The organism is Psychrobacter sp. DD43 (genome assembly GCF_904846555.1).
In the GTDB taxonomy this organism is placed as follows: Bacteria; Pseudomonadota; Gammaproteobacteria; order Pseudomonadales; family Moraxellaceae; genus Psychrobacter; species Psychrobacter cryohalolentis.
In genome coordinates this window covers 42,623-63,635 of the sequence record NZ_CAJHBE010000021.1, presented here as the reverse complement: position 1 = coordinate 63,635, position 21,013 = coordinate 42,623, and the positions used below count along the sequence as shown (strand labels likewise).

Sequence of the window (21,013 nt, the reverse complement as noted above, 5' to 3'; positions counted from 1 at the left end):
CTGCTTAATACAAAAAAGCCAGATACTCAGGGTATCTGGCTTAGCAAAAACTATCAATCTATTTTAGGACGAGACAGACAATTTTATTAAAAAATAACCCATCGAAAAAACTATTGCTTAGGTGGATTATCTTTTAACCATAATTGATTGACGATTTTTAATTCACGTAGCTCTTCTGCCATAATCGATTCACTAATACCTGGATATTTAATCCTTGCATAGCTATATAACACAATACCTAAGACGGTCCAGCCAAAGAAAATCCACCACTCAACAGCAGTCAGTGCTGATGGCATACCTGGCATATATAGCATCAATAAACCAAAGCTAAGCGCAATCGTTATCATACCGACAAGCTTACCTGCTGGTATCTTAAAGGGACGTACCATATCAGGCTCGCGGTAGCGTAGTACCAAGAATGAAATAGCAACACAGGTATAGGCAATGACGATACCAAAACCACCAGCATCAACGATCCAAACCAACATCTTGCGACCAAATAAAGGTGCTAGCGTTGCTAAACCACCAATGAGGAGAATCGCATTCGAAGGTGTATTGTATTTTGGATGTAACTTACCTAAAAAAGCTGGCAACATGCGCGCTTTTGACATCGCATAAAGTAGACGACTACCACCAATTAAGAACGCATTCCAGCTTGATAAAATACCCAGTACACCGCCGATAACCAGTAAAATACCTGCCCATTTGCCTTGCCAAGCATTGGTCATGGCATCAGCTGTGGCTAAGGTTGAGCTTTCTGCTTGTACCAGTGGCAACGTCGTACCCACGCTCCAAGCGATACCCACATACCACATCACCGCAACGACGATAGAGAGAATCAAAAACTTACCGATATTAGGACGAGTTAAATCAATCTCTTCTGCCGCTTGTGGAATAACGTCAAAACCCACAAACATAAAGGGCACCATGACAATGACGGCCATCATGCCACCGACACCACCAATGAAGGCTGGCGATTGTATTGCTGTAGAGGTTTCAGGATTATAAAGCACTGCACCAATAAATAGTAAGGTTCCGACGAATAAAATACCTAGTACTGCAGTTTTTTGGAACCATGCACTGACTTCCATACCGCGTATATTTAGCCACGTTACAATGACGGAGCCCAGCATCCCAACCCCTACCCATGTGGCATAAACATCCCAGCCAGCAATGGTCCAGAGATAACCTTGATTATAATTAGGAATAAAATATTCTACAACTGTAGGCAAAGCGACCGCCTCAAACGCGACCACAGAGAAATAACCAAATAGGATACTCCATGAACAGATAAAGGAGACATTTACTCCCAGCGCGCGATGGGTATAAGTATGCTCACCACCAGTGATAGGCATCGATGCCGCAAGCTCAGCATAAGTCACACCAATCAGTATCACTGCCAGCCCACCTATGAAGAACGCTAACATCGCACCCCAAGTACCAGCAGATAAAATCCAACCACCCGCCAAGACGACCCAGCCCCAACCGACCATTGCACCAAATGCTAAGGCGATAACATCTAGTGTCCCTAACGATTTTTTTAATTCAGACATAACTTGCTCCTTGTCCGTGCTTCATCCGTGTGAATCTTTTTTCATTACACTTAGAGTGACACTATTTTGTATTTAACAGGGCATTGCCCCTCATGTTTATCTTTCCATACTTCTCAGCCGAGAAGCTCGATAGTATTTTTAATATCTCGATAGCGGAGACAATAACGGCGTCTTGACTTGCAAGGCGCCGTTGTACCAACACTGCTTAGGATTTGACTATAAACACAGCCCAATCTTTAGCACTTGTTATCCTTTAAGCTATCAAATACTTAGGCAGTCAAAATACCTTTGATGATATCAAGACCTTCTTGTAGCACTTCATCTTCAACTGTCAATGGCACCATCACACGAATGGCATTGCCATGCATACCGCAAGATGCTAGTAATAAACCTTGCTCAAATGATTTCGCTTTTAGGTTAGTCGTCGCTTCAACGTCAGGCTTACCATCACTATCGATTAATTCAAACGCGAGCATGGCGCCTTTATGGCGAATATGTCCGATACTACTTAAGTTTAAGCCCTTTAAGAATGACTCAATTTTGTCGCCAATTTCAATACTACGCTCAAGTAGGTTTTCCTCTTCGATGACTTCGATGACTGCTAAAGCGGCTACACAAGCAAGTGGGTTACCAGCATAAGTACCACCCAAGCCACCTACTTGCGGGGCATCCATAATATCAGCACGACCAATAACGGCAGAAATAGGATAACCACCTGCCAAGCTCTTAGCACTGGTCATCAGATCTGGCTCAACGCCCAATTGTTCACAGGCAAACAACGTACCTGTACGCCCAAAACCACACTGTACTTCATCAAAGATTAGGACGATGCCGTGCTCATCACAGATATCGCGTAAAGACTTAGCAAATGATGGCGTGACTTGATGGAAGCCACCCTCACCTTGTACTGGCTCGATAATCATCGCCGCCACTTCACTAGGATCGATATCCGCTTGGAAAATCATCTCAAGGCTATGCAATGCTTGTTCTTCAGTAACATTCAGCTCATCGCATGGGAATAGTGCATGGAATACAGGCCCTGGCATCGGACCAAAGTTCTTTTTATATGGCAATACTTTACCAGTCAAGCTCATGCACATAAGCGTGCGGCCATGCCAACCGCCAACGAAAGAAATCACACCTGGACGACGGGTTTTTGCACGAGCAATTTTGATACAGTTTTCAACCGCTTCTGCCCCAGTGGTCAAGAAGAACGCTTTGGTGTCGCCACTGATAGGCGCTTTTTCACACAGTTTTTCGGCAAGATCGACATAGCATTCATAGTTAATCATTTGCGCAGCAGTATGGGTGAATTTGTCTAGCTGCTCGTGCACACGCTGCGTGATTTTTGGATGACTGTGACCGGTATTTAGTACTGAGATGCCGCCAACGAAATCGATATAACGATTGCCTTCAATATCCCAAACTTCTGAGTTTTTTGCTTTTTCGGCAAAGATAGGAAAAGCCACACCCAGTCCGGTTGGCAATACCGCTTTACGGCGTGCAAGTAATGATTGATTGGTAGTCATAAGAATGTCCTTTTCTTTCTTTTTACGTAGATGCCAGTGAAGTGATGGCGGTTTATAGAGTATATTACAGTTGGGATTCGTGGCACTGAACCCCGTTTCGTGCTATGTGACAATTAAATATGTGACCATTAAAATAGAATATAAAACTGAAAAGCTTAGCTGACGTCAGAACACCAGTATTTGGTCACGACATATTCTTCGATGCCGTATTTTGAACCTTCACGACCAAAACCAGATTGTTTGACACCGCCAAATGGTGCTACTTCTGTTGAGAGCATGCCCGTATTATGTCCAACCATGCCATATTCAAGACCTTCGGTCACACGCCAAGCACGCGCATAGTCGCTGCTATAAAAATAAGCTGCTAGACCGTAGATAGTGTCGTTGGCTGCGCGAATAACCTCTTCTTCAGATGAGAAAGTAAAGACTGGCGCGATAGGACCAAATATCTCTTCGCTGGCAATATCCATATCAGCGCTGATATCGGTGATAACAGTGGGGTTGTAAGCAAGGGCTGACGCATTATTCGTACTGCCACCAGCAATCAGGGTTGCACCTTTGTCTAGCGCATCTTTTAGTAGCGCTTGTACCTTTTGTAAGGCTTTTTCATTAATCAAAGGACCAACGTTGACCCCTTCTTCCATGCCATTACCGACTTTTAGCTCAGCGACTTTTTTGATAAAGATATCTAAGAATTCATCTTTAATGCTGTCTTGAACATAAACGCGGTTGGCACAGACACAGGTTTGACCGGCGTTACGGTATTTAGAAGCGATTAGACCTTCAGCAGCTTTTTCAAGATCGGCATCATCAAAAACGATAAACGGTGCATTGCCGCCAAGCTCTAATGACAGCTTTTTAATCGTTGGAGCACACTGTGCCATTAAGGTGCGACCGACTTCGGTAGAACCCGTGAATGATAGTTTGTGAATGCGAGCATCGCCGGTAAGAATATCGCCGATAACAGATGATTTACCGGTCACAACTTGGATAACGCCTGCAGGAATACCTGCTTGCTCAGCCAATGCACCGAGTGCTAAGGCAGAAAATGGCGTTTCAGTCGCAGGTTTGATAATGATAGTACAGCCTGCTGCTAGTGCAGGAGCTGCTTTACGCGTGATCATCGCCGCTGGAAAGTTCCAAGGCGTGATGGCAGCACAAACGCCAACCGGCTGTTTTAATACCACATAGCGTAATTGCGAGTTGGTTGCAGGAATGACATCACCATAAACACGCTTGCCTTCTTCTGCAAACCAGCGGATAAAGCTATTGGCATAACCAATCTCGCCGCGTGATTCAGCCAAAGGCTTGCCCTGCTCGGCGGTCATGATAATGGCCAAATCTTCTTTGTTGGCATCGATAAGATCTGCCCATTTTTGCAGCAGCTGCGCGCGTTCATGTGGGGTTTTGGCGGCCCAAGTGATTTGAGCTTCGTGAGAATAAGTAACAGCATCATTGACATCAGCGGTCGTCAAGCTTGGCACCGTACCGATAACATCGCCGTTGAATGGATTGCTCACTTCAATAGTGGCATCATCATTGGCAGCGTGCCATCCGTCTTTGATAAGACACTGCTGTTTGATCAAATCTGGGTTTGAGAGATTTAGGGTAGTCTTTAGCATCGTAACACTCCATGTTTGTCGCTATTACTTATTTATTATCTATAAAGCTATCTAACGTTGGCATAAGCTTGTCTTTTTAAACAGCTATTAAACCAATGAAAAATTGACGTAAGCAGTCAGTAATAATGATTGATAATATATGCACTGTTCAATATACTGAACAGATATTCCATATATGAGACATCATTATAAGAACGATGCGATACTCTTTGCAACCGTTATTTTGATAGTTCTCGAACATATTTTTTATTTTTACTTTTTAACTGACATTTTAATAGGCAACTTATGAGTACCAGCGCCGTTCCTGCTCTAGACAAAACGTTTCAAATTCTGGATTTAATCACGGCAAGCCAGCAGCCCTTAACGGCAGCTTATATTGCAAAAGAGTTAAAGCTACCACGTAGCTCAACGCATAATATTTTGCAAAGCTTACTTACCAAGCATGTCATCTATAAGGATAGCGAAGGACGCTTTCACTTAGGTTCTTACTTGCTATATTGGGCGGGTAAATACGAGCAACAGCAAGGGGTGGTGCAGTTATTTAAAGACCTTATCATGCAATATCCTATCCTGTTACAGCACACCGTCACCTTGTCCAAAATGGATTTGGGCGAAGTGGTTTTTTTAGCATGTCATGAAGCACCAGCTCCGCTTGGTTTTACTTTCCGTGCTGGTGTGCGCGTACCAGCAGTATTTTCTGCCACGGGCAAAGCTATGCTTTCAACCTTGCCCATGCATAATATCAAATCACTTTATGAAGGTATCTTTCCAGAGCCAATGACACCTAACGGAGTTAGCAACTTTGAAACTTTAGCGGATGAAATTTTTGTCATACAGCAGAGCCGTATTTCACTGGATGATGGGCAATTACGTGATGGTATGTATTGCTTAGGGACTTACATACGCAATGCGTCGGGCAATGCGGTTGCGGGTATGGCAGTCAGCTTTTTACAAGCAGAATATGAGTCCAAGCGTGCTGAGGTCAGTGCTGTACTGATTGAATTGGCGAAGCAAATTGAACAGCGTTTAGGTTTCATTGATTAGCAATAAAAACTAAACGCTGCTATTTCCTTGTTTAAAGAAAGAAAAATTTATACCAGTAGCACTTTATAATATTTGTACTTATTTTATTTAGGGCTGACGATAAGCCCTGATAAAAACGCCTGCAAATTGTCATTGAGCTTTTGCAGGTAATAACTGCCTTCGACCAAGACAATCAGGGGTTTGATCAAACAATCCCGTCAGCTTTCAATTTGGCGATCATATCGCTGTCATAGCCCAAATTACTAAGCGTGCTGTCAGTATGCTCGCTCAAACGCGGTGGCGGTGTACGATAAGTGACAGGCGAGCCTGAGAGTTTAATGGGGCTACCAAGTGCTCTTACCGGACTGCCTTGCGCGGCAAAATTAACAATCATCCCTCGTGCCAGCGCTTGCGGCATAGCCAAAGCTTCTGCAACATTATGAATAGGACCGCAAGGAATACCCGCCTCATGCAAGCGCGTAAGCCAATATGCACGTGGATGCTCGGCAAATGCGTTTATGAGCCACTCACAAATCAGCTCACGATGGGCAACGCGTTGAGGGTTGGTCGCAAAACGACTGTCAGTATGCCACTCTACGGATAACATCTGGCATAGTCTGGCAAATTGACTGTCATTACCGCAGGCTAAAATGAAATGCTCCTCCCCTGCACCGGCAAACACTTGATAAGGAACGATGTTAGGGTGACCATTGCCCAGTCTCGGCGGTATCTCACCAGATGCCAAATGATTCATACCAACATTGGCGAGCATTGCCAGCGCACTGTCTAGTAACGCGACATCGACATGTTGACCCATTCCAGTATGCTGGCGCGCTATTAACGCCGCTTGAATACCAATCGTCAGCTGCAAACCTGCAAACAAATCTACCACTGCCACGCCAACTTTATGCGGTTCGCCATCAGTAGGTCCAGTGATGCTCATTAGCCCTGACAAACCTTGAATAATATAGTCATAGCCCGGCAGCTCAGCATCGGGACCTGTTTGCCCAAAGCCCGTTAATGAGGCATAAATCAGACGTGGATTGCTTTGCTTTAAACTCTCATAGTCCAAACCGTATTTTTTCAGACCGCCAACTTTAAAGTTTTCTACCACGATATCGCTTGTTTCAGCGAGCTGCTTAATGATGTTTTGTCCAGCAGGCGTGGTGATATCGACCGTGAGGGATTTTTTATTGCGATTAATGGTGGCGTAATAAGCGGATGTATCATCGCTGAATTTTGGCGGCGCCCAATGACGGGTTTCATCACCAATATGTGGACGCTCAACCTTGATCACATCGGCACCAAGGTCGGCGAGCACTTGAGTGCAAGAAGGACCTGCCAATACCCGCGACAAATCAAGCACCTTGATACCATATAATGCGCCTTTTGATACCGCATCAGTCGCAATATCAGCGGTAGCATTATTAGTAAATTTGGCTTGTTCAGGCTGTTGTGTCGTTGTAGTGACAGTCATAATAATCCCTTATTGATAACGTATTTTTTATAATGATAAAAATGATAAGACAGTACCTAGTCCTCATTTATCTAATTCTTTAAAACTACTGCTAAACCAGATATAAATGAGGACTAATAACTAAAAAACGCACGCTACTGCTTATCAAGTGCTTCGTAAGAAGTACAACAGTAACGTACGTTAATGGTCGGGAAATTAGCCAATACTTATTAGCTAACAACGCTTAATAAAATGCCTGAATCCCAGTCTGCGCGCGACCTAAGATGAGCGCATGAATATCATGGGTACCTTCATAAGTATTGACCGCTTCTAAATTCATCACATGACGAATAATATGAAACTCATCAGAGATACCATTGCCGCCATGCATATCACGGGCAATACGGGCAATCTCTAGCGCTTTGCCGCAATTATTACGCTTAATCAGTGAAATCATTTCAGGAGCAGCATTGTCCTCATCCATCAAACGACCAACACGCAATGCTGCTTGCAGACCTAGTGTGATTTCCGTTTGCATATTGGCAAGTTTTAGCTGTACCAACTGTGTCGCTGCTAGCGGACGACCAAATTGTTTACGGTCAAGGGTATACTGGCGAGCCGCTTTCCAGCAGAATTCAGCAGCGCCCATTGAACCCCAAGCGATACCGTAACGGGCTTTATTTAGGCAACCAAACGGACCTTTTAGACCACGAATATCTGGGAAAGCATTGGCTTCAGGGACAAACACTTTGTCCATAACAATCTCACCCGTGACAGACGCACGCAATGAGAACTTGCCTTCGATTTTCGGTGCGGACAGCCCTTTCATACCTTTATCTAAGATAAAACCACGAATGTCACCAGCATCATCTTTTGCCCAAACGACAAATACATCAGAAATCGGGCTATTGGTAATCCACATTTTATTACCAGTCAGCTCATAACCGCCTGCCACTGCGCGCGCGCGCGTTGACATTGATGAAGGATCTGAACCCGAATCCGGCTCTGTCAGACCAAAGCAGCCGACATATTCCCCAGTTGCCAGTTTTGGCAGATATTTTTCTTTCTGCTCTTCTGTACCATAGGCATGTATCGGATGCATGACCAAGCTTGACTGCACGCTCATCGCTGAACGATAGCCCGAATCCACCGCTTCCACTTCTTTCGCAATCAAACCATAAGCCACGCTTGACATGCCAGCACAACCATAACCGTCGATCGTCACACCAAGAAGACCCATCTCGCCCATCTGACGCATGATATCGCGGTCAAAATGTTCATTACGATTGGCCTGAATGATACCCGGCATCAGCTCTTTTTGAAAAAACTGACGCGCACTGTCCGTTACCATGCGCTCTTCATCTGTAAGCTGGTCACGTAATAAAAATGGATCTTCCCAATCAAAACGTGGGCTGCTAGAAGTTGCCATGTGGTGCTCCTTGTTGTCAGTCATCCTGACCGACGATTAATGGTGAATATGATGCTTTGGCTAAATTTACTATTGACTTCAAAATTCCGCTGTGCGAAACTTAGTTTCATAATATAAACTATTTAAGCAAAATTTTAGCGTCCTGTAAACCCTTATTCATTCAGATGGTTATAAAATGAGAAAAAATATGCTGGTAGCTGCACCATTACTGGATCGATTAAATAGCTCCCTTACCCAAGGTAAAGAAGACAACGATAGGCAATTTGTCACTGCCCTTGGACGTGGCTTAATGATATTGGCAGCTTTTGAGCATGAAGAGACGCTTAGCCATCAGCAATTATGCCAGATGACAAAATTGCCAAAAGCGACGATTACTCGTCTGATTCATACCTTGATGACGCTTGGATTTTTGCGCGTGACGCTACATGGACAGTATAAATTGGGTAGTAGTGCGGTGCGATTAAGTGCAACAGCGTGGAGTCGTCATGATTTAGTGGCAGCAGCTGAACCGTTATTGCGGCAGTTTGCCAGTCAAAACGAGGTGTCGGTGAATTTGGCAACCGAAGTCGAAGGGGAGATGCGCTATCACGCTTGCTGTCGTAGCCCTGCCCGCCTATCGGTCAATTTGCAAGTTGGCTCAGCCGTTCCCGTCGCCCGAACCGCTATTGGACGTGCTTTTTATGCGGCTAGTTCGCAAATACGACAGGCTGTTATTCGTAGTAATTTACAAGAGCAGCTATCAGCAGAAGATTATAACCATGCGCAGGCTGCTTTATCTGACGCCGCAGACCATTATAAAATGCATGGTTATACCGTATCGGATGGTGAGTTCTCTACGGACATATTAGCAGTGGCCGTTGGTGTCTTTGATGTTGCGACTGGGCAATATGCGTATTCACTCAATGCCAGTGTCCCAAGTGCCAATTGGGAAAGCGAAGACTATGCGGCGATGATAGTACCTAAGTTGCAAGCGTTGGCTGAAAGGATTGGCAGCGGGGTTTAAACTAATTGAGTTGCCAGGTAAGTTTTAACTTAGTTTACCAATGATACTAAAGCCTTTCGATGCAATCAAAAAGTGATTTGGTCTAAGTGCTATACACTTTGTAGCAAGTAGTTTGTGCTGAAGCGTAAGAGACGTTAAAATTTTATGTAAATACCAATAATAAAAGTAATGTGCCATAAGCCATTGATTGAAGCGATTGATATAACTGGCAAATTGACCTTGTTGAATAATTGCTTTTAAACTATTAATGTCCGAATTTTCTATATGCTTTATATAAACGTATAGACTCCCCCTTTGCAACCGATTGGGCGAGTTTCAGGCCCTGCACTCTCGCAGCAGCGGGTTGAAAACATACTGCAGCGGCTACTGTGCATTGCGGATAAACGCTTTTTTAACCTTTATGCATCGTCCTCGTCACAGCCTACAAGATGCTTTTTAGACATTACCACCAGACACTGACAGTCGGTTTCAATTTTATTTTTAATATTTTCTGCCATTGATTATAGGTAACTTAATCATAGCTACGCGACAAACCGTCATTAAAACATGAGCTTAAGGTTTTTTTTGGAATTATTAAAGCCTGAGAGTAGTAATTGCAAGGTCTTTATTGGTCTGCCGTTACTTAATTGATATGGAGCCGTGATATTATAGGCGTATGATACACACCACAAATTTGAGCCCCTAAGGGCGTTTGGCCTGCTTTTAACATGTTGGCTTTTAGCGCTTTCGCTCATTTTAAAACTCTTATTTAATCTTTCTATATTGAATCATGAATAGCGGCAAAGTTACCAAATAACTTACTGCCGCATTTTTTAATTCCTATTTTTTATAGTTGAGCCTTGTTATGCCCGATTCCAGAACCAATTTGAACCCTGAGCCTGAACACAACTCCCCTTACCTAACCGGTGTTTTGCTACGCTACAGCACCTTTGGCGCCGCAATCTTGCTGTTTTTAGCAGGATTACTCCTCGTCAACTGGGTACTCATTATCATCGGTGGACTCGCCGTTGGGCTAGGTATTTATGACTTATTGCAATCTAAGCACTCTATCTTAAGCAACTATCCTATCGCCGGTCACATCCGCTATGTGTTAGAGGATTTCCGTCCTGAGATTCGCCAGTATTTGCTCGAAGACGACAAAGAGCAAGTGCCGTTCTCACGTCAGCAGCGGGCCTTGGTCTATCAGCGCGCCAAAAACGTCAGCGATACCAATGCTTTTGGCACTTTGGACAATTTATATGCTCATGGTAAAGAATGGTTTTTGCAATCTGCTGTCAGTGAGCCGATTAAGAATAAAGACTTCCGCATCATTGTGGGCGGTGAGCGGTGTAAGCAGCCGCATGATATGTCAGTGTTTAATATCTCAGCGATGAGCTTTGGCAGTTTGTCTGCTAATGCCATTATGGCGCTCAATCAAGGCGCAAAAATGGGCGGCTTCACTCATGATAGTGGTGAAGGTGCTATCAGTCCTTATCATCGTAAATTCGGTGGTGATTTGATTTGGGAGCTGGGTACAGGTTACTTCGGTTGCCGCGATGACAATGGCAACTTTGACCCACTGTCATTTGCCGAAAAAGCTGTTGATCCGCAAGTCAAAATGATTGAAATCAAACTGTCACAAGGTGCTAAGCCCGGTCAGGGCGGCGTGTTGCCAGCAGAAAAAATCACCCCAGAAATCGCTGAAACCCGTCAAGTGCCGATGGGTCAAGACTGCGTATCACCTGCGTCGCATTCTGCTTTTAGTACGCCTCGTGAATTGGTTGTGTTTTTACAGCAGCTACGGGATTTATCAGAAGGCAAGCCAGTTGGCTTTAAGCTATGTATTGGGCAGCCTTGGCAGTTTATGGCGATTGTCAAAGCCATGATAGAAGCCGATAACTACCCTGATTTTATCGTTATTGATGGTGCTGAAGGCGGCACGGGTGCTGCACCTGTTGAGTTTATGGATAGCGTCGGTATGCCATTGATCGATGGTTTTTTATTCGTCCATAATACCTTGGTTGGGGCAGGCATTCGCAACCAAATCAAACTTGGCGTGAGTGGCAAAATCGTCTCAGGTTTTGATATCGCTCGCTTACTTGCATTGGGCGCTGATTGGTGTAACTCTGCACGTGGCTTTATGTTTGCTGTCGGCTGTATCCAATCACGCTCTTGCCATACCAATACCTGCCCGACAGGTGTGGCAACCCAAGACCCTTATCGTCAAAAAGCACTTGATGTACCAAGTAAGGCTGAACGCGTTGCCAGTTATCATAAAAATACCCTAAAATCGCTTGCCAGTATCGTTGGCGCAGTCGGCTTACAGCACCCAAGTCAATTGCAGCCTTATCACATTGCACGCCGTTTGGATGATGGACAAATTAAGCTATTGTCGAAGTTCTTTTATTTCACCGATAAAGGCGCCTTACTTGATCATAATGCGCGATCAGAGGTCTTTAATCAGATGTGGGTAATGGCAGATTCGTCGAGCTTTTTAGCCAATAATGATGCGCTGATTGCTTATAATAAAGACTCGCGCGATATCGGTAAAGAAACCGGTGCGCCAACAGAAAAAACGGTTGGAGAGGTAGACGTCAATATTGATGGTGGTAAAATGATTGGCAATGTCAATAATACCGTCCGCGATTTTATACCGCCAACTGTTTAACCATTTAACAGTGTTTGGCTGTGACAATCACGCAATTTATTTCCTTATAAAAGATAGATGATTGATGCCAAACACTGTTTTCAAAAAACTTCTTCATGTACTGCCAATGATGCTTATGGCGCTTATGACTGTTGGTATAAGTGCTTGCCAACCAACTGATAGCAATCAGACGGACACTGCTTCTACTGATTGGTCATGTCAATCACACAACACACCGTTTGCTTATAGCACCTGTCATATTCAGTCTGATTTATTGACAGATAAGCGCTATTCATTAGCATTATTTTGGCAACAATCTGACAGTCGTCAACCGCTACTGACTTTCGATAATCTCTTGAGCAGCCTGCCCCCATCGCAATCTTTGAAGTTTGCCATGAATGCGGGCATGTACAATGAAAATTATGCACCTATTGGCTATACCGTCATCAAATCTGAAGAGATACGTGCATTAAACCTGAAAGAAGGCGGCGGCAATTTTCACCTCTTACCCAATGGCGTACTGTGGTGGGATAAGTCTGGCAAGGTACAAATTACTGAAAGTAATGCCTTAGCCGAGCAGCTAAAAAACGGCACTGCGCAGCCATTGTATGCTACCCAATCTGGTCCTATGCTGGTCATTAATGATGCTATCCATCCGCAGTTTGACCCTGATGGCACCTCAGCTAAAATTCGCAACGGTATAGGCGTGTGTAGCGATGGCAGTCTACAATTTGTCAATAGCGAAGCACCCGTGACCTTTTATCAGTTTGCCGCACTATTTAAAAACGAATTGAAGTGTCCAAATGCTTTATTTTTAGATGGCGGTATTGCATCCGCTTTATACGCACCCACGATAGATAAGCATGACAAAAAAGAGATGGGTGTGATGATTGGACTGGTTGAGTCAGCACAATAGACCATAGTATGGTTACTTACACTCCATCAATTCATCATAAGTAACACCATACCTAATGAGACTGCATCTTTTTAGACTCACTGAGCCACATTAAGTATTTATTAATAAAAATGAAGGCACTATTATTCTTAATAATAGTGCCTTTTTTGTGCTTACTTAATCCTTTTCATAACATCAGTAACTGGGAAATAGCGATTCCAATAAGCTCGACTTACATCTTATTTACTTTTGTGCACTTTGATAATCATTGGTTAACAATAATGCTCATTATAGAAGTATCGTTTACATAGATGCTATACAGGTAGCAGCTATGTGCTACAGACTACTCCAGCACCCTTAGGCTATATTACTTAGCAAGCAAGGCTTACTAGATTTCTTAAAGATAATGCCAATGCTAAGGATTAAAATAAGTATTAGAAATTTGAACAGCTATATAGTGATTGCTAGCAAGTCTCAATAGCAATCACTGATTTAGAGGACAAGCTAAGATTGGATGTCAAAAATGACCTTTATTTTAATGTCATTTAGATTGCAGGCTACTTATATCATTCTTCATAACTTAACAATAATAGTAAAAAGGATAATAGCTCATGGATAATATCAATCGTACAGTAGTAGTCAATGACAACGCTGACCCCATTACAGGTGAGCCAGGCTCACATCCAATAGGTACAGCTCTTGGTGGTACAGGCGGTGCAGCAGCAGGCGCAGCTATTGGTGCTATTGGTGGTCCATTAGGCATGCTGATTGGTGGTGCTATTGGTGCTATCGTCGGCGGTGTCGCAGGTAGCTCGGTCGGTGAGATGCTAGACCCAACAGTAGAATACGAATACTGGCAAGAAACTCATACCACGCGCCCTTATTATCATGAAGATTATGATTATGATACCGATTATCATCCAGCCTATGCAGTAGGTTATGCCACCCGTGCGCATTATCCAAATGCGACGCGTTTCGAAGAAGTTGAAGCTGAGCTTGAACAGCGCTGGTATGAGGTAAAAGGCGACTCACGCATGACCTGGCTACAAGCAAAAGACATGGTACGTGATGGTTGGGATAAGACCCATGCCCGTATGAATGGTGAAAACTATGAGCCAAAAGAGTACGTCCATTATGCAGGTCATAGAGAGCCTATTGAGCCCATTCATCATGGTGAAGATAAGCCGCATCCAGTAGCGACTGGTACTGGCGCGCTTAGTGGCGCAGCAGCAGGTGCAGCCGTAGGCACAGCAGTTGGAGGTCCAGTTGGCACCTTAGTAGGCGGTGCTGTTGGAGCAATCGCAGGTAGCAAAGTTGGACATGAAGCAGGCGAGATGGTCAATCCTACCGATAGCTTAGAAGCTCATGAGAAGCCGCATCCTATTGCTAGTGGTACTGGTGCACTGGGCGGTGCAGCAGCAGGCGCTGCTGTAGGTACAGCAGTTGGTGGTCCAGTCGGTACGGTAATCGGCGGCTTAGCAGGCGCAGTTGCTGGTGGTGCTGGTGGCCAAGAAGTTGGTGAAGCCGTTAATCCTACTGATCAAAATGAAGTACAACGAGAAGCCAATCCTGTTAGTAGTGGTACAGGTATGGTCGGCGGTGCAGCAGCAGGCGCAGCTATCGGTGCAGTAGGTGGTCCAGTAGGTTCAGTCGTAGGCGGTGCCGTTGGTGCAGTCGTCGGTGCAACAGCTGGTAACGCCGTTGCCAATGCCTTTGAAGGCAATATGGAAGAAGACACTTACTGGCGTACTCAGCATGCGACGACTGACTACTATAACCCGCAATATGACTACGATACTGATTATCGTAATGCCTATGGTTATGGTTATGCGCAGCGCAAGCAGTATGGTAACGATCAAACGTTTGAGCTGGTAGAGCAAGACTTGCAGAGAGATTGGTTGAATTCACGTGGCAACTCACGCTTAGAATGGTCAGATGCTAGATTTGCCGTACGTGATGCGTGGAATCGTCCTATTATTTAATTATTAATGATGAGGCAATAATTGCTTATCGTAAACAATTAAAATGTTATAAAAAAACAGCTTCTATTAAATAATAGAAGCTGTTTCTTTATTCTGATTTATATCATCTAAAAACTGACTGCAAAGCTAACATTCAATTACTCTAAAGCTGATATAATATTACCGCGCCATATAATTGGTCATATCTTCCACGCCATGTAACGTCATCGGATACATCTTATTATCAAACAGTTTTTTAATCTCAACGATGGTTTGGGTATATTGCCAATAGGTTGGATTCTCAGGGTTTAGCCAAGCGACTTTATCAAAGTGCGCGAGCACCCTCTTTAACCAGACGATGCCTGCTTCATTATTCATATATTCAACGCTACCGCCTACCGTCATGAGCTCATAGGGTGACATCGACGCATCACCAACGAAGATGACCCGATACTCTCGGCCATACTTATTAAGCAATTCAAACGTTGGCATCGGTGCGCTATGACGACGGTTATTATCCTTCCAGACATAATCATATAGGCAGTTATGAAAGTAAAAAAACTCTAAGGTTTTAAATTCATTTTTCGCCGCAGAAAACAGTTTTTCGAGCGCTTCGACATGGATATCCATACTGCCGCCCACATCAAACAACATTAGCACTTTGACACGGTTACGGCGCTCTGCTTGCATATGTATATCGAGTACACCCTTTTTTGCCGTGCGCTTAATTGTCTCATGAATATCGAGCTCATCAGCACTACCGGTCCGTGCAAACTGGCGCAGATTGCGTAGCGCCATCTGAATTTGACGAGTACCGAGCTGACTGTCATCATCAAGATTGCGATATTTGCGCTGCTCCCAAACTTTGGCAGCGCTACGTTTGCGTGACTCACCGCCGACACGCACGCCCTCAGGATGGTCACCATAAGCGCCAAACGGTGAGGTGCCACCCGTCCCTACCCATTTACTACCACCTTGATGACGCTCTTTTTGCTCTTTTAACCGCTCCTCTAACGCCTTCATCAGCTCTTCAAGTGAACCGTACTTTTTTAGCAGACGTCTCTGCTCATCGGTCAGGTTCTTTGGATCAAGCTTTAAATCGAGCCATTCTTTGGGCACGTCCGTTAGCTTGGCCAACAGCTCATCCATGTCTAGACTATCGACGCCTTCGAAATAATCCGCCATGGCACGATCAAACTTATCAAAATGGCGCTCGTCTTTGACCATGCACAATCGAATCAGACGATACATGTCTTCACGACTGGCAAAAGTAGTCAATGCTGGATCTTCAGGGTGCGGCTGCATCATCAGCCCTTGCTCTAACGCAGCATTTAAATCGAGCAGCTCGCGCGTACTGACTGGCACGCCATAAGTACGCAAGGTGTAAAATAGTTTGATAAACATAAGAGTCGTATCACTTATTGGCTGATATTATTATCTGGTGATATTGCTGATATCATTAATTGATACAGTCATAGGCTAAGCGCTGGCATTGACTTTGACTTTGATATCTGATGTTAAAATCAATGCAAGCTACAAATATTAACGACGCATCATATTAGCAAAACGCTGCAACAAATTCACATCGGCTTCGTTTTTCAGTAACGCACCATATAGTGGCGGAATAGACTTTTCACCGCGCAAGTTTTCTTCTAACTCTGCTTGTGCCATATCATCCGCCAATAATAGCGTCAACCAATCGACCAACTCAGACGTTGATGGCGGCTTTTTGAGTCCTTGAACGTTACGTAATTTATAAAAGATATCAAGCGCATCATTGACCAGTTTTTCTTGAATATTAGGAAAATGCACCTCAACAATTTGGCGCATGGTTTCTTCTTCAGGGAAATCAATATAGTGGAAGAAGCAACGACGCAAAAACGCATCTGGTAACTCTTTTTCATTGTTTGAGGTGATAATAACCACGGGACGCTGCGCTGCTGTGATGGTTTCGCCCGTCTCATAAACATAAAAAGACATCTTATCAAGCTCATGCAACAAGTCATTTGGGAACTCAATATCTGCTTTATCAATTTCATCAATCAATAATACACTACGCTCTTTGCTGGTAAAGGCATCCCACAATTTACCCGGCTTGATATAATTGCCAATCTCATAGACTTTATCGTCACCCATTTGCGAATCACGCAGACGCGATACCGCATCATACTCGTACAAACCCTGCTCTGCCTTAGTCGTCGACTTGATATGCCACGTAATCAGTGGCATACCTAAACTTTCAGCAACCTCTTCTGCTAGTAAAGTCTTGCCTGTACCCGGCTCACCTTTGATAAGTAGCGGTTTTTGTAGCGTCATTGCCGCATTGACTGCCAATTGCAAATCATCAGTAGCGATATAGCTTTTCGTACCCGTAAATTTGGTTTTTTTATCGGTCATAATACAATCTCATTTATTGTTATCGTTAAAAGGTTTTAAGAGCGTTAATAAATTGTCATTTAGATTAGCACAGCCTTATTGATTGCCAAAATACTCATGCGTTCGCAGATATTTATCATATAAAAAAAGACACGCATGGTGTCTTTTATAATCATTAGAAAAAATGCATGAATCAGGAATCAGGAATCAGGAATCAGGAATCAGGAATCAGGAATCAGGAATCAACACTGTCAACTAGAAAGGAAATACTTTAAAAGGTTATAGCGTTAAAGCAATCGCATTCAGACTAATCATTATTTTTAGATACAGGCGTATCCTTTTTTAGATTAATTGCTGGATCAATATCTTTAACTGCCACCACTTCATCAGATTCTGTCGCCAAATAATTGCCAGAAGCTAGCTGCATATTTGCTTGCTTGTCCTGTGCGGTACGACTGCGAGCTTTATCTAAGCTTGATTCAAAGGCGCCGCGAATCAGCTGCCAAACAAAACCAACAAATAAACCAACAAATAATACCACCATGATGGGCAGCATATTGGCAATCGCACCAGTCGTGTCTTTCATCATAATCGCATAGACCACGCTGATACTGGCAGGTGCAATCACACTTGGGTCACCCAGTGCTGTACCTGGTGCTAATAATACAGCAAACAGTATCATCCAACTCATGCCGCCTAATGGACGTGGTAATATGCGCGCGACCAGTAGCCAAAGTACTAACACGATAATGACGCCACCAAGATAAGCATACATTGGTAAATCTGCTACCGGTACGTCTTTTACCAGCTGCCCCCACCAAATAGCAATCTCACCAAGAATATCGCTGATCGCTTCTAGTGGTAAGCTGTGTAAGATATTTTTTAACCAGTCCATGCGTGTTTTATTACCTGCGTTCGTAAATATTGCGGGATAGTGATTATATTAATAAACTGCTAGTTTATCATGACTATTCATCAAAATGCATGACACTATATATTTCGATATTTCATCTGTATCTATCCACTCTGTTCAAAAAAGCCAGCTAAAAAATTAGACTTGATAAAACGAGCTGCAAAATATCGACGTAAACCTTGTTAAAATGTACTTTTATAACTATTACGTATTATAAATACTGTCTTGAGATTCGCGGGCACGCAATTCTGCTTGGCGGCGCATGACATCTTGTGGTGGTAATTGTACAAAATACCCTTGCGACGCTAGCTTTTCTAGCACTTCTTCTTTGTCCACTCTAGCAAGTGTAGGCGTTGTAGCCAAATCCAGATGCATGACAAACTTGCTACGACCTAAGCCTGCACGAAAGTCTTTGGGTAACACACCCAGCCAATCTTTGATTTCATCCGTATCATTCGGATAATCAGGACGGGCAATATAGATATACATATCATCATGTTTAAGGAATTTATAAATATCGCAATGCATAAAAACAACCTATCAGAAACTATCGTCATAGATTAGCATATTTCAAGCCATTATCAGTAGTGACTTTACGTTCAGATAAGGTAAAGCATCCCAAATACTATCGCAACTTAGCTTAAGAGAAAGTAAGGAATATCTTCATATGAGCACCCTGCACGCCTTGTACCGTCAAGCATAACGCTCATAGATAAATTTTATACTTTTAAATTTTTATAACAAATGCTTCAGCTTTATTTTTTATTGGCACTATGTAATTTTACAGAAACACATGTACTCTATTTTGCTGTCGTTCGATGTATTGTCCGTATAAAAAAGCATGTTTGCTAAAATTATTCACTATAATTTATATGATGGGTTGTAAAAAAGCTGTGAACCTTTCATAATAAAAGCGTTTTTCAGGAGAGAGTCTTTAGCCTAAAGTTAGTAATGCTCGTATCAATGAGCTTGTACTGACAGCCGCTATACGACCACCGAAGGCGCATCCACCCTGCCAATCGCTCAGGTAAAAGGACTGAAAACACATGTCACAACGGTTTATTTGTATCGCGCTGATTGGCGGATTGCCCTTTAAACCTTAGGCATAACAAATCTGGAGAGCGGTAAGGACGGACGACGCCTTACCCACCGAAGGGGAGAAAACGCGACATCATTGCTCTGTTAAAGACTTACGATGATGGATCGTGTTGAAAATCTCAGGTCACAGGACAGATAGGGCTTCCCTCTAAACTGACGTTAAGCGTTTGTTTGGCGGACAGTTTTATCTTTTTTCTGTACTACCCTTGGTTGCAATGCTTGTACCCTGCAATATTGCTTCTCGCTACTATGATCATGTACATCAGCCCTAATACTTTTACTAAGTATAGCTAATGTCCACATAAGGATTTGTTATGACCGATATTCAAAATACTGACACCCAAGCCCCTAAGCGCACTCCCCTTTATCAGTCTCATGTCGAGAGTGATGGCAAACTGGTAGATTTTTCTGGTTGGGAGCTACCTATTCATTATGGCTCACAAATCGAAGAGCATGAAGCGGTACGCACTGACGCCGGTATGTTTGACGTCTCTCATATGGTTATTGTCGATATCAAAGGCACGGATGCCAAAGCATGGCTACAGAAGCTATTGGCTAACGATGTCGATAAACTAAAAACAGCTGGTAAAGCCCTTTATTCTCCAATGCTGAATGAAGAAGGCGGCATCATCGACGATTTAATCGTTTATCTATCAAATTCTGATGAAACTGAATACCGTATCGTCTCAAATGCTGGAACGCGAGATAAAGATATGGCACAGTTTGAAAAAGTAGCCAAAAACTTTGATGTTGTCTTAACTGAGCGCACAGAACTTGCGATGCTTGCCGTTCAAGGACCTAATGCAGTTGAAAAATTAGCAAAGATTAAACCCAGTTGGGCTGATACATTAGCTGCGCTTAAACCTTTTGTTGGTGCTGATTTAACAGACATCGAAGGCACGGATTGGTTTGTCGCTCGTACAGGCTACACCGGTGAAGATGGCGTCGAAGTAATTATGCATGGCGATGATGCGCCGGCATTCTTTGAGCAGTTGCAAGCCAATGGCATAAAGCCTGCCGGTCTTGGCGCTCGCGATACCTTACGTATGGAAGCTGGCATGAACCTCTATGGTCATGACATGGATGAAAGTATTAGCCCTTATGAATGCAACATGGGCTGGACACTGGCGCTAAAAGACGAGCGTGACTTTATTGGTCGCAATGCTATGGTCAGCAAACGCAAACAGTCAAAAGATGACAATACTGCTATGAAGCAAGTGGGCTTATTAATGACTAGCCGTGGCGTATTACGTGAAGGTATGGAAGTGACCATTAATCAAGGCACTGATAAAGAGCAAAAAGGTATCATTACTAGTGGTACTTTCTCTCCTAGCCTCAAAAATTCTATCGCTATCGCCCGTGTTCCTGCTACCCTAGCAGAAGATGACAATGTGCAAATTGATCTGCGCGGTAAAGGTAAGTTCGTCGATGTACGCGTGCTTAAACTACCGTTTGTCCGTAATGGCAAGCAGCAGTTTGACTCGTAGGCAACAGAAAATTTATTATTAGCTTTCTTTTTTATTAATTAA

At 43.5% G+C, this 21,013-nt stretch carries 14 protein-coding genes, 2 pseudogenes and 2 riboswitches; of the genes and pseudogenes, 7 read left to right on the top strand and 9 right to left on the bottom strand.

Going from position 1 to position 21,013, the window contains the following annotated elements; all coding sequences use genetic code 11:
- Positions 1-110: 110 nt before the first annotated feature.
- From JMX89_RS10990 to JMX89_RS10980, 3 genes are all read right to left on the bottom strand, one after another.
- Positions 111-1,553, bottom strand: a complete 1,443-nt coding sequence (locus JMX89_RS10990; RefSeq protein ID WP_201532420.1) for an APC family permease — start codon at positions 1,551-1,553, stop codon at positions 111-113.
- Positions 1,554-1,822: 269 nt separating this feature from the next.
- Entirely contained in the window at positions 1,823-3,082 is a 1,260-nt protein-coding gene (gabT, locus tag JMX89_RS10985; protein WP_133105329.1) for a 4-aminobutyrate--2-oxoglutarate transaminase, read from the bottom strand.
- A 155-nt stretch (positions 3,083-3,237) separates the two neighbouring features.
- Complete coding sequence (locus JMX89_RS10980) at positions 3,238-4,704, bottom strand: NAD-dependent succinate-semialdehyde dehydrogenase (RefSeq protein WP_201532422.1); 1,467 nt, start codon at positions 4,702-4,704, stop codon at positions 3,238-3,240.
- Between the two features lie 285 nt (positions 4,705-4,989).
- Between JMX89_RS10980 and JMX89_RS10975 the strand changes: the two genes are divergently transcribed.
- Complete coding sequence (locus tag JMX89_RS10975) at positions 4,990-5,748, top strand: IclR family transcriptional regulator (protein ID WP_201532423.1); 759 nt, start codon at positions 4,990-4,992, stop codon at positions 5,746-5,748.
- Between the two features lie 184 nt (positions 5,749-5,932).
- Here the strand turns inward: JMX89_RS10975 and JMX89_RS10970 are convergent, their stop codons facing one another.
- Both JMX89_RS10970 and JMX89_RS10965 read right to left on the bottom strand, forming a co-directional pair.
- Positions 5,933-7,204 (bottom strand): CaiB/BaiF CoA transferase family protein, encoded by a 1,272-nt coding sequence (locus JMX89_RS10970; protein WP_201532424.1) that lies wholly within the window; start codon positions 7,202-7,204, stop codon positions 5,933-5,935.
- A gap of 223 nt (positions 7,205-7,427) precedes the next feature.
- Positions 7,428-8,612 carry an acyl-CoA dehydrogenase gene (locus JMX89_RS10965; RefSeq protein ID WP_020443096.1) on the bottom strand — a complete coding sequence of 395 codons (1,185 nt, stop codon included), beginning with the start codon at positions 8,610-8,612 and terminating at the stop codon, positions 7,428-7,430.
- A gap of 187 nt (positions 8,613-8,799) precedes the next feature.
- Here JMX89_RS10965 and JMX89_RS10960 point away from each other — a divergent pair, with 187 nt between their 5' ends.
- From JMX89_RS10960 to JMX89_RS12835, 5 genes and pseudogenes are all read left to right on the top strand, one after another.
- Positions 8,800-9,615: an IclR family transcriptional regulator gene (locus JMX89_RS10960; protein ID WP_227673077.1), complete on the top strand. Its 816-nt coding sequence runs from the start codon at positions 8,800-8,802 to the stop codon at positions 9,613-9,615.
- Positions 9,616-10,459: 844 nt separating this feature from the next.
- Entirely contained in the window at positions 10,460-12,262 is a 1,803-nt protein-coding gene (locus JMX89_RS10955; RefSeq protein WP_133105324.1) for an FMN-binding glutamate synthase family protein, read from the top strand.
- A gap of 64 nt (positions 12,263-12,326) precedes the next feature.
- Complete coding sequence (locus JMX89_RS10950) at positions 12,327-13,157, top strand: phosphodiester glycosidase family protein (protein ID WP_201532426.1); 831 nt, start codon at positions 12,327-12,329, stop codon at positions 13,155-13,157.
- Between the two features lie 590 nt (positions 13,158-13,747).
- A pseudogene (locus JMX89_RS12995) lies at positions 13,748-14,218 on the top strand (hypothetical protein); the annotation flags it as partial.
- Between the two features lie 90 nt (positions 14,219-14,308).
- A pseudogene (locus JMX89_RS12835) lies at positions 14,309-14,485 on the top strand (glycine zipper domain-containing protein); the annotation flags it as partial.
- Positions 14,486-15,277: 792 nt separating this feature from the next.
- Here the strand turns inward: JMX89_RS12835 and JMX89_RS10940 are convergent.
- The 4 genes from JMX89_RS10940 to JMX89_RS10925 all read right to left on the bottom strand — a co-directional run bounded on the left by JMX89_RS10940 (position 15,278) and on the right by JMX89_RS10925 (position 18,914).
- On the bottom strand, positions 15,278-16,501 hold the full coding sequence (locus tag JMX89_RS10940) for a vWA domain-containing protein (RefSeq protein ID WP_201532428.1): 1,224 nt from the start codon (positions 16,499-16,501) through the stop codon (positions 15,278-15,280).
- A 138-nt stretch (positions 16,502-16,639) separates the two neighbouring features.
- Positions 16,640-17,494, bottom strand: coding sequence for an AAA family ATPase (locus tag JMX89_RS10935; RefSeq protein ID WP_201532429.1), 855 nt, complete (start codon positions 17,492-17,494; stop codon positions 16,640-16,642).
- 286 nt (positions 17,495-17,780) lie between these two features.
- Complete coding sequence (locus tag JMX89_RS10930) at positions 17,781-18,368, bottom strand: hypothetical protein (RefSeq protein WP_201532430.1); 588 nt, start codon at positions 18,366-18,368, stop codon at positions 17,781-17,783.
- Between the two features lie 222 nt (positions 18,369-18,590).
- A complete protein-coding gene (locus JMX89_RS10925; RefSeq protein ID WP_020443088.1) occupies positions 18,591-18,914 on the bottom strand; it encodes a YcgL domain-containing protein in 324 nt (107 codons plus the stop codon).
- Positions 18,915-19,297: 383 nt separating this feature from the next.
- Positions 19,298-19,435, top strand: a riboswitch (glycine riboswitch).
- A 55-nt stretch (positions 19,436-19,490) separates the two neighbouring features.
- Positions 19,491-19,629: riboswitch (glycine riboswitch) on the top strand.
- Between the two features lie 169 nt (positions 19,630-19,798).
- Here JMX89_RS10925 and gcvT point away from each other — a divergent pair.
- Positions 19,799-20,971, top strand: a complete 1,173-nt coding sequence (gene gcvT, locus JMX89_RS10920; RefSeq protein ID WP_201532431.1) for a glycine cleavage system aminomethyltransferase GcvT — start codon at positions 19,799-19,801, stop codon at positions 20,969-20,971.
- Positions 20,972-21,013: the final 42 nt, after the last annotated feature.

What these genes read in the sequence shown, in the direction of transcription:
- JMX89_RS10990 (WP_201532420.1), bottom strand. Translation starts at nt 1,553, where the DNA reads ATGTCTGAATTAAAAAAATCGTTAGGGACACTAGATGTTATCGCCTTA.
- gabT (WP_133105329.1), bottom strand. Translation starts at nt 3,082, where the DNA reads ATGACTACCAATCAATCATTACTTGCACGCCGTAAAGCGGTATTGCCA.
- JMX89_RS10980 (WP_201532422.1), bottom strand. Translation starts at nt 4,704, where the DNA reads ATGCTAAAGACTACCCTAAATCTCTCAAACCCAGATTTGATCAAACAG.
- JMX89_RS10975 (WP_201532423.1), top strand. Translation starts at nt 4,990, where the DNA reads ATGAGTACCAGCGCCGTTCCTGCTCTAGACAAAACGTTTCAAATTCTG.
- JMX89_RS10970 (WP_201532424.1), bottom strand. Translation starts at nt 7,204, where the DNA reads ATGACTGTCACTACAACGACACAACAGCCTGAACAAGCCAAATTTACT.
- JMX89_RS10965 (WP_020443096.1), bottom strand. Translation starts at nt 8,612, where the DNA reads ATGGCAACTTCTAGCAGCCCACGTTTTGATTGGGAAGATCCATTTTTA.
- JMX89_RS10960 (WP_227673077.1), top strand. Translation starts at nt 8,800, where the DNA reads ATGCTGGTAGCTGCACCATTACTGGATCGATTAAATAGCTCCCTTACC.
- JMX89_RS10955 (WP_133105324.1), top strand. Translation starts at nt 10,460, where the DNA reads ATGCCCGATTCCAGAACCAATTTGAACCCTGAGCCTGAACACAACTCC.
- JMX89_RS10950 (WP_201532426.1), top strand. Translation starts at nt 12,327, where the DNA reads ATGCCAAACACTGTTTTCAAAAAACTTCTTCATGTACTGCCAATGATG.
- JMX89_RS10940 (WP_201532428.1), bottom strand. Translation starts at nt 16,501, where the DNA reads ATGTTTATCAAACTATTTTACACCTTGCGTACTTATGGCGTGCCAGTC.
- JMX89_RS10935 (WP_201532429.1), bottom strand. Translation starts at nt 17,494, where the DNA reads ATGACCGATAAAAAAACCAAATTTACGGGTACGAAAAGCTATATCGCT.
- JMX89_RS10930 (WP_201532430.1), bottom strand. Translation starts at nt 18,368, where the DNA reads ATGGACTGGTTAAAAAATATCTTACACAGCTTACCACTAGAAGCGATC.
- JMX89_RS10925 (WP_020443088.1), bottom strand. Translation starts at nt 18,914, where the DNA reads ATGCATTGCGATATTTATAAATTCCTTAAACATGATGATATGTATATC.
- gcvT (WP_201532431.1), top strand. Translation starts at nt 19,799, where the DNA reads ATGACCGATATTCAAAATACTGACACCCAAGCCCCTAAGCGCACTCCC.